This window comes from Agaribacillus sp. DX54 (assembly GCF_056858335.1).
In genome coordinates this window covers 1-11,440 of sequence record NZ_JBXEQE010000061.1, presented here as the reverse complement: position 1 = coordinate 11,440, position 11,440 = coordinate 1, and the positions used below count along the sequence as shown (strand labels likewise).

The 11,440-nt window shown below is 37.7% G+C and carries 13 protein-coding genes and 1 tRNA gene; 9 read left to right on the top strand and 5 right to left on the bottom strand.

Going from position 1 to position 11,440, the window contains the following annotated elements; all coding sequences use genetic code 11:
* Nucleotides 1–8 precede the first annotated feature (8 nt).
* On the bottom strand, nt 9–236 hold the full coding sequence (locus tag AC04NP_RS29780; protein ID WP_482863751.1) for a DUF3592 domain-containing protein: 228 nt from the start codon (nt 234–236) through the stop codon (nt 9–11).
* A 300-nt stretch (nt 237–536) separates the two neighbouring features.
* On the opposite strand from AC04NP_RS29780, the gene AC04NP_RS29775 reads away from it, so the two are divergent.
* Both AC04NP_RS29775 and AC04NP_RS29770 read left to right on the top strand, forming a co-directional pair.
* Complete coding sequence (locus tag AC04NP_RS29775; protein WP_482863750.1) at nt 537–707, top strand: hypothetical protein; 171 nt, start codon at nt 537–539, stop codon at nt 705–707.
* A 708-nt stretch (nt 708–1,415) separates the two neighbouring features.
* Complete coding sequence (locus AC04NP_RS29770; RefSeq protein WP_482863749.1) at nt 1,416–3,161, top strand: T9SS type A sorting domain-containing protein; 1,746 nt, start codon at nt 1,416–1,418, stop codon at nt 3,159–3,161.
* Nucleotides 3,162–3,864: 703 nt separating this feature from the next.
* Here AC04NP_RS29770 and AC04NP_RS29765 read toward each other — a convergent pair.
* From AC04NP_RS29765 to AC04NP_RS29755, 3 genes are all read right to left on the bottom strand, one after another.
* Nucleotides 3,865–4,284, bottom strand: coding sequence for a hypothetical protein (locus AC04NP_RS29765; RefSeq protein ID WP_482863748.1), 420 nt, complete (start codon nt 4,282–4,284; stop codon nt 3,865–3,867).
* A 133-nt stretch (nt 4,285–4,417) separates the two neighbouring features.
* A complete protein-coding gene (locus AC04NP_RS29760) occupies nt 4,418–4,612 on the bottom strand; it encodes a tyrosine-type recombinase/integrase (RefSeq protein WP_482863747.1) in 195 nt (64 codons plus the stop codon).
* Complete coding sequence (locus AC04NP_RS29755; RefSeq protein WP_482863746.1) at nt 4,590–4,952, bottom strand: hypothetical protein; 363 nt, start codon at nt 4,950–4,952, stop codon at nt 4,590–4,592. The genes AC04NP_RS29760 and AC04NP_RS29755 overlap by 23 nt, the downstream gene beginning before the upstream one ends.
* Before the next feature lie 462 nt (nt 4,953–5,414).
* Here AC04NP_RS29755 and AC04NP_RS29750 point away from each other — a divergent pair, with 462 nt between their 5' ends.
* The 3 genes from AC04NP_RS29750 (at nt 5,415) to AC04NP_RS29740 (ending at nt 8,175) form a co-directional block, all read left to right on the top strand.
* The gene (locus AC04NP_RS29750) at nt 5,415–6,248 is read left to right on the top strand and encodes a hypothetical protein (protein WP_482863745.1); all 834 of its coding nucleotides are present in this window, start codon (nt 5,415–5,417) and stop codon (nt 6,246–6,248) included.
* Nucleotides 6,249–6,332: 84 nt separating this feature from the next.
* Complete coding sequence (locus tag AC04NP_RS29745) at nt 6,333–6,527, top strand: hypothetical protein (protein WP_482863744.1); 195 nt, start codon at nt 6,333–6,335, stop codon at nt 6,525–6,527.
* Complete coding sequence (locus AC04NP_RS29740) at nt 6,505–8,175, top strand: recombinase family protein (protein ID WP_482863752.1); 1,671 nt, start codon at nt 6,505–6,507, stop codon at nt 8,173–8,175. The genes AC04NP_RS29745 and AC04NP_RS29740 overlap by 23 nt, the downstream gene beginning before the upstream one ends.
* Here AC04NP_RS29740 and AC04NP_RS29735 read toward each other — a convergent pair.
* Nucleotides 8,135–8,207, bottom strand: a tRNA-Met gene (locus AC04NP_RS29735). The two genes, AC04NP_RS29740 and AC04NP_RS29735, sit on opposite strands and share 41 nt — an antisense overlap.
* Before the next feature lie 130 nt (nt 8,208–8,337).
* Here AC04NP_RS29735 and era point away from each other — a divergent pair.
* The 4 genes from era to AC04NP_RS29715 all read left to right on the top strand — a co-directional run.
* Entirely contained in the window at nt 8,338–9,228 is an 891-nt protein-coding gene (era, locus tag AC04NP_RS29730; RefSeq protein WP_482863743.1) for a GTPase Era, read from the top strand.
* A gap of 5 nt (nt 9,229–9,233) precedes the next feature.
* Nucleotides 9,234–10,541, top strand: a complete 1,308-nt coding sequence (gene der, locus AC04NP_RS29725; protein WP_482863742.1) for a ribosome biogenesis GTPase Der — start codon at nt 9,234–9,236, stop codon at nt 10,539–10,541.
* A 63-nt stretch (nt 10,542–10,604) separates the two neighbouring features.
* A complete protein-coding gene (locus AC04NP_RS29720) occupies nt 10,605–10,874 on the top strand; it encodes a hypothetical protein (RefSeq protein WP_482863741.1) in 270 nt (89 codons plus the stop codon).
* 87 nt (nt 10,875–10,961) lie between these two features.
* Nucleotides 10,962–11,440 (top strand): SprT-like domain-containing protein (locus AC04NP_RS29715; RefSeq protein ID WP_482863740.1); only part of this gene is annotated, 479 nt, incomplete at its 3' end.

Below are 11,440 nucleotides of genomic sequence, written 5' to 3'. Positions count from 1 at the left end.
GTTTATTGTTAGTCCAATGTTTGAATTAGATTTAAAGACTCCAAGGATGCCCAAATAAATCCTACAATTTCTATGGCAGTTAATAATCTTGGAAATATTTCGAGTTGAAAAGATGAGTTAATTTCAACGATTGCCGGATTCTCCGGATCATAGATCACCTGTAATTTCGTGCCTTCTGGCTTGGCTGGTGAATATCCGATGCTTAATTCCTGCGTTATCCATCCATTCTTGTTCATCAGTTGTAAATCTTACGACAGGATAATAAAGGTCTCCGTCCGAACCGGACCTTTTAACGTTATTTTTGAATATTACCGCCTTTGCTTTCTTTCCATTTGACAGTAAATGACTCCCTTTTTGCCATAAAATAATTCCGACAATTATAAAAATTGCAGAGCCAAATAATATTATTAGCTCAGTTGCCATATCCTGGAGGTATAATGGTTGCCAATTTCATAAAACTTTTGTGGTGTTATGTACAGAGTATAAAATAGGTATTGCCAGTAATTCGTAAAAATAGCGGTTCAAATGTTTAACCTATGTTTAACCACTTTCTCCCAACCCACAAAAAAAGGCAGCTACTTTTGCGTAACTGCCTGATTATCAGTGTAGCGGAACTGCCTCGATTATCTAACCAGTTTTTGGAGGATTGTGTGGTGACTAAACAGGTATTGGATCATTTTGAAAATGATGTGCAAGAGGCTTATTGATAAGTTGGGTGGTATGATTAAAATAAATCTTTTAGAACTTAATTTGGGCTAATTGCTGTTCTAAATAATGATTTAAAACAAAAATAGTATATTCAAAGCTAACCCGAGAATAGGATGGGCTACACTTTTTTTCTTCTTTGAGTCAAAAATATTGAATAGATAAAACTTGGGACTGGAACAAACCAATTAGCTGTCTTTGCAAATTGAATATCACTTTTTGTGGCGGAAATCTGCTTTGCATTATGGAAGGAAACAAATATTAAGTATGGCCTTCCCCAACATAGTAAATTGGAATGGACAAATGACTCTTACGGTTTATTAGGATCATTGAAAAAAGTTAATTGAGTCCCTTATCGAAGATGAAATTCTCAATATAAGATTTTGCTAATATCTCATGTTTCTTGGCTACTATCAGATCGTAAGGTAAAAAATCTAGAGCACAATATTATTTATCACATCGTAATTTGCTGAATATTAGCTGATAACGGTTAATATGATAACTAATTGAAAACAATTTTTCTGTGGGTGACATGATATGTCACCCACAAGCTTTATAATTGATGAAACTTCTTCGTGGCCATAAATTTAGGATCATATATTGAGGCACAAACTTGACATATTGAACCCCATTTTTCCAATGAAGATCTCGCATTCTATTTACTATATGTGGCCCATGATCACTAGGGCAATATCTAAAATCTGAGATAAATGAAAGTATTAATTACGTTATGTTGTTTTTTCATCTCTAGCGTTGCTATTGCACAAATTGATAATGAATTGAGATTTGATTGCTCCAATCATGATATAACCAAGTGCAATCCATTTGCTCTTAGCAACCCCTTTTGTCCAGATATAGGTAACAATAAAAACAATTGGAGGGTATCCCACGGATCACCAAATCTACGAACGTTTTCAGGCAATAACTCTTCTAAGGTAGCAGTGCTTAAGGCAATTGATTCCAATGGCATCAGTCCAAAGGGGGAAGGAATGTTTCTGACTTACAACTTTTTAGCCAATCATACATACTCAATTGAATTTATAGTTCGAATTGAAGACCCAAGTTATTTTTCGCAAATATCTTTAACCAGTAAGGTGGCGAATGGATTAACCGCAAAAACAAATTTGTCTATTTGCGGTGAAGAAACCTTACCTAATGTAACCGATATCCAATCAATTGTTTCACAAGTTCCATTGCCTTATCACAGTGGGAATGAGATTGGATTAATAACCGTTTCTAATTTTATACCAACCAAAGACTTTAGCTACTTCTGGATTTACGCTGAACCCGCTAGTTTTGGGCTTCCCGCATCAGAATTCATTGTAAGTCATATAACCATAACTGACTTGACTTCTTCCATTACTAATAACACAATTTGTTGCAACCAGTTTTTTGCTGCAAGTACAGCAAACCCGACGTTATTAACAGGTTCAACTCCGGGAGGCGGCAATGGATCCTTCAGTTATCAATGGCAAAAACGAACTAGTTCCACATGGACTAATATCGGCGGAGCGACTAGTGTGAATTATGACCCTTCAAGTATTAATACGACCACCTCTTATAAACGTGTAGTAACTTCAGGGTTGGAAAGGAGTGAGAGTAATACTGTAACGGTAACATTAGATCCAAATAATACCGGTCCCCTCCCTGACTGGGTCAATATTTGCTGCGATCAATCATACAATAAACCCACTACTCCTAATGCAATCACCTCGGTGGTTTCACCTCCCGTTGGTGAGATATTGGCTTATCGCTGGTACAACCCATGGGTTGGTGGTGGAGTTATTAGCAATAATGAAACTTTTCAACCTCCTTTACTTGATGAAACGGGCCAGTACCGGCGGTTTCTTACAGCAAAAAACGGTCAGGTATATGAATCAAATTTCTTAACCATTGAAATAAAGTATTTTCAAATTGGGACATCAACGTATTCAGCATCTGAATCGATCGAAAAGTGTAGGGGTATTAACATTAAAGGTGATTTGACCACTTCTAATGATGCTACGGTAGATATAATATCAGACAGTCGTATAAATGTTCGCGCAACCTCTAATATTGGTCCGGGGATCCATCTTAAAATCGTGGATTGTGGAAATCAAAATGGATCAAACAACCGGAGCATGGATTACAGCTACAATGGCCGTCTATCTTCTGAGATTAATTATAGCACTTACGAGTTAGAACAAGCGATAAATTCTAAAAATAATGAAGATCTCTTAATAGTTTATCCTAATCCATCGAATGGACAGATATCATTGATTTTCTCTCCTGGAATAAATACGCAGAACGGAATTATTAACATATATAATGAAGCAAGTCATAAGGTATATACTCAATTCATCGATAAACCTACAAATAAGGTAAATCTTGATCTGAAAGATTTGCTACTTGGTAATTATTATCTGCAGTACATTGACGTAGAACACGTAATTAATAAGAAAATAATAATTAAATAGCCGCATAAGAGTGAAAAAAGTCGTTCCAAATTTTTGCATAAAATCAATTACAACATTAAACGGAATAGAAATTTGTATGTACTTGGAATGAAAACACTAAAAAAACCATTTACTTAATATACTCTTATCAGGATTTTCCGATAAAAAGTGCCACGATTTGCTTTTAATCTCCTTTTTAAAAAATTTCGTGTTAAGCAAATATTCTGATTAACAACAAATAAGTAATAACGCTATCTTCAATAGGAAAATCACTTCAAGGTCGAAACCGAGTGATCCTCAACCGGTTTAAATTGTATCCCTTCGGTGCGGTGCATATTTTAAAGGGTTAGGTTATTTGTTTTCTTTGTGTTATGAAAACAAAAGAAAAGCGTAAGGAAATCTCTGCTCACATAAGAGCCTGGGAGGACAGTGGGCAGCTGGTAAGGCTACAAGCCCTTTTTGCCAATCCCGAAAGGTTGCCGCAAGGTGCTTGTCCGTGCATTGACAAAATCAAATAAAAACCTCTTGTGTGTGGAAAATTATCACTGACCTTTTTCAGGGCTATTGTAGCTAACGTTGAAGCAATGGCGTGTGGGGGATATGAAAGGTAGTTTTAGGACCCACACTTGGGCATGCAATTGTCAATATTTATTAAAAATAGCGAATTTTCTACGAAGCTGAAAGATGATCAGCAGATGAAACCCCAATGAGATCATAACTATTGTTAGGGTACGTACTTATTTAATGTATCCTTATCAATTACAATTAGACTATTTTCTATTCTTAATGAATGTAAATATGTTCCGGTATTATCCTTTATCATTAATGAATCCTTTGTCAAGACTTCAAAAGTTGATTCTTGTCCATATATGCGATCTTCTCTTTTCATTGGACTATTTATATCCTTATCATATATAAATAGTCGACCAGTATTATCAGAATCAAATTCAAAATCATATATTGTACGTTCAAGGTTTTCATCAATACTTATTAAGGAATCACCAAAATAAGTATGATTAAAGTGGCCTGAATCAGTTTTGATAGAATATGTTATTTCTTTATAAAAATCAAAATACTGGCTTATGGCAGTGGTATCAGTAATGAAGTGACTTGCGTTATATTTCATAATCCAAATTCCTTTCAAGTTGTCTTTCGGTTTACTATCACATGAAACAAAAAAGAGTAGTGTAATTAATACTTATTTAAATTCCATTCTATAAGTACCCTAAAATCTGGCTATACGAAACCCCTTCCTTATATTTTCGAATTATGACTACCTAATCTAAGGGATTTTTAATCGAATTCAAAGATGTGTTTGTCACATGGGTGTAGATCGCAGTAGTCTTGCTGGAATTATGCCCTAATGACACCTGGATACATCTTAGATTTACCCTATTCTCTAATAAATGGGTAGCAAAAGAATAGTGTAAGGTATGTGATTTGTAAAGGTTAAGATCGTTGTTTGTTAACATCCCTATCCAGCGCTCTTTTTCTAACCACCAAATCAACATAAAAATTAAAAGCCAGCTCCGAAAGTTCTTTGTCATTTTCCGGATCAATGTTTTCGACCAGTTGAGTTTGACGGTCAAAGTACCATTCAGTAAATTCATCAGTAAGATTATCGTCAAAACCCATAATTGATGAAATTAGCATACTAAAGTCCAGAATACCAGCACAAGGATCAAACCCTTTATTATTCAAATCATTGGTGAATTTCACATTTTTTAATTCCAACTTGATCAGGTATACAGTAATCTCAATATTTGGTGGGAGATTAATTAATCGCAAGTTTTTAGGGATTTGGATTTTCATAGCTTTTTGGTGTTTATTTTAGATATTTAAATCATGTTACTGTAGTGGGGTATTGAAGTCTTTGCTTCTGGATGGGAATCTGTTTTACAATTCCAGGTGCATAAGTAATTTGTAAACTGACTTCAGATTATTTATCAATTCTGGGTTGCAATCATCAATTTCGATCCCTTTAAGCAACCGCAAAATGGCATTTTTATAATCATATAATTCCTGGAATCCCGATAAAGGTATTGTAATCTTTAATTGATTTTCTTTTTGACTATATTCTATCATTATTTATACAATTATGTGTAACAAATAAGTAGTTATATTTTACTGAGTCATGAATTCATTAAATGAAGTTGTGTATTAATTGAATAACAATGTGTATCGATTGAAAACTAATGTGTTTGAATGGCTATTTATCATAATTTATATTTTTAACTATTTAACAATTTATCTTTAAGTATAAACTAAGCACTGATGTCTATTTCACTTGACAAATTTTTTGGTGCAGCCAACCTGCTAAAAGCTGTAGAATTATTAAGATACCTTGCCCAAGATAGGCTTTTGGTATCACACAGAACAGGTGAAAGCAAGAGACCCAAATCCGGCTTTGTAGATTATGTATGGCTCAAGATAGCTGAGCAATTAGGGAGTATAGGAATATCTAAATCCCTCTTACAAAAGATCAAGAATGAAATCTTTCAGGAAGTAAATACCGAAGAGATTTATCAACTCATTAAGGAAACCAAAGGCATAATTGATGAACTACCAAATGGAGAGCAGAAAAATCAATTAATAAGCTATCTGGATTCTGGTCTGACACCGAAAAAATCTATATGCATTTCGCTTTTGCAATTATTAATTTGCGAAACCATTTTTGATAGGGTACCAGTCTCTTTGATTATCTTCACCAATGGAAACTGGCTCCCCTGGTATGAAGATAGACCTGACGCTTATAGCGACCAGGACCGTCACAGCATGGCTTATCACACGCATGTGACCGTCTCAATCACGGAGATCATTGAAGAGTTCCTATACAGTGATCAATCGACTTTTATCTTACCCAAATTGTATAAACTTTCTTCTTCGGAACAAAAATTGCTTAATATCATACATTCGGGAGCATATGAAAGCATTACGATCCATTTTAAAGAGCAAAAGATGAAATCCCTGGAAATGGTAAAGGCACAGCCCGTAAAGCGAAGAATAGCTGATATCCTTTCGGAAAACGGCTACCAGGAGATTGTAATCAAAAGCCACCAGGGAATGGTATCGACCATTAAAAATACCGTTAAAATGAAATTATCATGAATAAATTACCCTGCAAAATAGGGAGATTGAGAAAGGAGTTAGCCACCATCCAAATGGAGCTATTACTCATAGTTCTCTTTAGAGTTGAAATCAAATATACCGGATGAATTAAAACAAGAGATTGATAAAATTGAAAGATTGTCAATCGAGGAAATTAAAAATCAAAAAGGATGCGAAAATCTTACCGATGAACAGGCAAAGGAAGTAAGCCAAACATTATTTGATTTATCCATTCTATGTTATAAAATATATCGAGATGAACTCACTGGAAAAGTTTAAAAAATTTGCTAAAGGAGGAGAAAAAGAGATAAGCCGTACCAATGAGGTTTGGGGCTACACAAGGGTAAGCAGCAAGGATCAATTTGTCAATAAGAGCCTGTTTAATCAAGACCAGTCCATAAAGCAATGTGCAGAGGAAAATGGATGGTTATTGACTAAAACATTCGGTGGAACGTATGAGTCTGCCAGTGGTGATTTTACCCGTAAGGAATTTATGAGATTAATTACCGAGGTGAAGAAATCCAAAAGGAAACCGTATGCTATTTTAATTTATAAAGTAAGCAGATTCTCCAGAACCGGAGGTGGGGGAATTTCGATGGCCAATGAATTGATAGAAACTTTAGGTGTAAACCTTTATGAAATATCTACCGGTAAAAACACATTCAGCGAACATGGGAAGCTTGATATATACAATAGTTTGATTGAGGCCCGAAGAGAGACTGTGAACAAGTTGGAGATCACCATCCCAGGCATGAAGACTTTTCTAAGCAATGGCAATTGGCTGGGCACCGTTCCCAAAGGGTGGGATCATTACGGCCCCCGGGTTAGGGATCGGACCAAAAGCAGCAATGAACAAAAAATCATTTTAAATGAGTGGGGTAAAAAACTTCAAAATGCCTGGAAATGGAAAGATCAGGGATTCCCGGATCATGAGATTGTTAGAAAATTGGCAGAAATAGGTATAACCGTAAGAAAGCAGTATTTGTCAGCTATGTGGAGAAACCCATTTTATTGCGGCGTATTAACCAACCGCCTGCTTGAAGGAGAAGTGGTAAAGGGTAATTGGGAGCGTATGGTATCAGTCGAAGTATTTATGAGAATTCAGGAAAGGATTGACCTGAATGGCGGTTGGCAGGTCAAAAAAGAAAACTACAGATTTCCCTTTTCGGGCATGGTTAGCTGTGGAAAGTGTCATGAAAAGATGGTTGGCTACTCGGTCAGGAAAACAAGGAAAAAAGACGGCCAAAACTATACCATAGATTATTACAAATGCAATTATTGCCGGGGCATGAATATCAACGTTAATACCACCAAAAAGGCCAAGCAGAAAGGGGCCCATGACATGTTCCTGGAATACCTTAGCAACTTTCGTCTTGATCCTAAGTATACTAACCTTTTTTTAAAACAACTGAATGTTACATTTTCTGTACTTAATAAAGACAGCAAAGAAGAACGAGTACTGCTTCAAAAGGAACTAAACTCTCTCAAAGAGGATAACAAGGCTTTGAAGAGAAGATACGCTTTGGGAAGGTTTGATGACGAAGAATTATACGATGAAATAAGAAATGAGCTATCCGAAAAAATACTACATATTGAAAACAAATTGGGTAAGTCAGAGATACAATTATCTAACCAAATTGTCTTCACTAAAAAGTCCCTAAAATTCCTGCAAAACCTGCCTGAAATATGGTCTAAAGGGCAATTTTACATCAGACAACAAATTCAAAATCTTGTCTTTCCCGAAGGGTTTATACTGAATGATAAAAAAGACGGTTATCTAACCAAAAGAGTGAATGAAGTATTTGTTCTAATTCTCTCTATTTCAGGAAATTACAACCACAAAAAAAGCGGACTTCCTACATCATTTTTTGGAAAGTCCGCTCAAGTAGCGGGGGTAGGACTCGAACCTACGACCTTCGGGTTATGAGCCCGACGAGCTACCAACTGCTCCACCCCGCGATATGTCTTTTATAGCTGTATGAAATGACTTGTCAATTTAAGTCTTTTCACTTGCTTTTCTCAAACGAGGTACAAAACTAGGTGTTTATTTATAAATATCAAGTACCTTTGCGAAATAATTTTTTGAAATATGCCAAAAAAGCTACATAAAGCTGGTTTTGTCAGTATTATTGGTAAGCCCAACGTGGGAAAATCAACCCTCATGAATGCGATGGTGGGGGAAAGGCTTTCTATTATTACTTCCAAAGCCCAGACCACACGCCACCGGATCATGGGGATCCTCAGTGGTCAGGATTTTCAGGTGGTGTATTCGGATACGCCAGGTACCTTGTTGCCAAAGTACGAACTGCAGCAATCCATGATGCGTTTTGTGAATGCTTCGCTGGAAGATGCGGATATCATTCTTTTTGTGACCGACCTGTACGAGAAAATGGATGAAAACGATCCGGTTTTCGCGAAGATTAACAAAAGCCCGGTGCCGGTGATCTTTTTGCTGAACAAGATCGACCAGGCCAAAGGCAGTCAGGCAGAGGATAAGCTGGCCTATTGGAAGGCATTGGTCAAGGCAGATAAGTACATGTTAATTTCAGCTTTGGAGGGTACGAATATTGTCCGGGTATTTCAGGAGATCCTGCTCAGGCTACCGGAGCATCCTGCTTTTTTTTCCAAGGATGAAATCACCGATAAGCCGGAGCGGTTTTTTGCGGCGGAAATTGTGCGGGAAAAGATTTTTCTGAATTACAAAAAAGAGGTGCCTTACAGTACCCAGGTGGTGATCTCTGAATTTCATGAGGAGGAAAAAATTATCCGGATGCGGGCTGAAATATATGTGGAGAGAAAGAGTCAAAAGGGAATCATCATCGGTAAAGCAGGAGCAGCACTTAAAAAAATAGGTACGGAGGCAAGAATTGACATGGAAAAGTTTTTCCAAAAAAAAGTGTTTTTGGAGACTTTTGTGAAAGTGGAGCAGGACTGGCGGAAGAAACCGCTTAAATTAAAGGGATTCGGATACGAACAATAAATAAAATGGCAAATATTGTAGCAATTGTAGGAAGGCCCAATGTGGGTAAATCCACACTTTTTAACCGCCTGATAGAGCGTAAAAAGGCAATCATGGACAATGAAAGCGGCGTTACCAGGGACCGGCATTACGGCTATGGTGAGTGGACCGGAAAGCATTTTACAGTGATCGATACCGGCGGCTATGTTACGGGGTCGGACGATGTGTTTGAAGAGGCCATCCGAAAGCAGGTGAGGGAGGCATTGGAAGAAGCGTCGGTAGTATTGTTCATGGTAGACTGTTTTGACGGGTTAACCGGACTTGACAAGGACTTTGCCAAAGTGGTCAGGGGGATGAAAAAGCCGGTGCTGGTGGTGGCTAATAAAGCGGACAATACGGCAAGGGCTTATATGACCGGTGAATTTTATGGCCTGGGCCTGGGTGAGGTATTTGCCATATCTTCGGCCAATGGTTCAGGCACCGGTGAATTGCTGGATGAGGTGGTTAGCCATTTTGACAGTGATGACGATGAGAATCCCGATGAAGGTATCCCGAAAATAGCGATACTGGGTAGACCAAATGCCGGAAAATCATCCTTTTTAAATGCCCTGCTGGGTAAGGAAAGAAGCATTGTGACAGACGTGGCCGGTACTACCAGGGATGCGATCGACTCACGTTACAACCAGTTTGGTAAGGAGTTTATCCTGATTGACACGGCTGGGATCAGGAAGAAGTCGAAGGTGAAGGAGGACCTGGAGTTCTATTCGGTGTTGCGGGCGATTCAAAGCCTGCAGGACGCAGATGTTTGTGTGGTGATGGTGGATGCCACCCGGGGACTGGAAGCACAAGATTTAAACATCATCGGCCTCGCCCATAAATACAGCAAAGGGGTGATGATTATGATCAATAAATGGGATTTGATAAAAAAAGATAATCAGACCGTTAACAAATACAAAAAGGAAATAAGCCAAAAACTGGGTGAAATGCATTACATTCCTGTGGTGTTTGCCTCAGTATTAACCAAGCAGCGAATATTTAAGGCCATTGAACTGGCCATTGAAATTTATCAAAACCGCATTAGGAAAGTTCCTACTTCGGCCTTGAATGATGTATTGTTAAAGGAAATCGAGCGTTTCCCCCCCCCTGCTATCAAAGGTAAATACATCAAAATTAAATACGTGACGCAATTGCCCACCCACACCCCTGCTTTTGCGTTTTTCTGCAACCTGCCACAATATATCAAACCACCCTATAAGCGGTTTCTAGAGAACAAAATCCGCAAAAACTTTACATTTGACGGGATTCCCCTAAAATTGTTCTTTAGAAGAAAGTGAGAAATTTTTACAAATCTTAATTATTTTCTAACTTTGCCAGCTTATTCCAAAACAATAAATATTATGAAAAAACTATTTGCGTTATTATTGATTAGCGGGGTCACTTTCGGATTTATTGCTTGTGACTCAGCCAAACAAAAGGCAGAGAATGCAGTAGAAGAAGTAGTTCAAGATGCTAAAGAGGCGGTTGAGGAAGCTACCCAAGAAGCGAAACAAGCTGCAGACTCTCTGGTAAAGGAGACAGAAAAAGCTGCAGACTCTGTCGTGAACGAAGCAGAAAAAGCAGCGGAAGACGCAGTTGAAAAAGCGAAAGAAGCTGCAAAAGAAAACTAACTGAATAATTGAAATACGAGATCTATTCGGGCTGCGTTTATAATGCAGCCTTTTTTTTTGAGAATGATTTATTTTTAATTGTGAGTTATGCCCACAGAAGATATCAAAAGTTTTCTAAAACCCTACTTACCATCAAAAAGCCTTGATTACTGTGCAAAACTGTGGCATCGGCACCCTTTTCATTTTAAAATTACCAAAAAAAGAAAAACAAAGCTTGGTGATTACAGATACCATAAATTTCATAAAAGTCATACAATCACTGTAAACGGTGATTTGAATATTTATCATTTTCTGGTGACCTACCTGCACGAAGTAGCCCATCTGTTGGTTCGGTTGCAATATGATGGGCGGGAGCAGCCTCATGGAGCGCAATGGAAAAGGACGTTTCAAAAGCTGATGAATCCTGTCTTGAATGAATCGGTTTTTCCCCGGGATATCCTGATCCCGCTACAAAAGCACATGGCCAATCCCCGCGCTACTACCTATACAGACCTGCAGCTTACCAGCGCTTTTCGCAATTATGATACCACGCAGCAACCCGTACTGTTTTTATTAGACGTACCTGG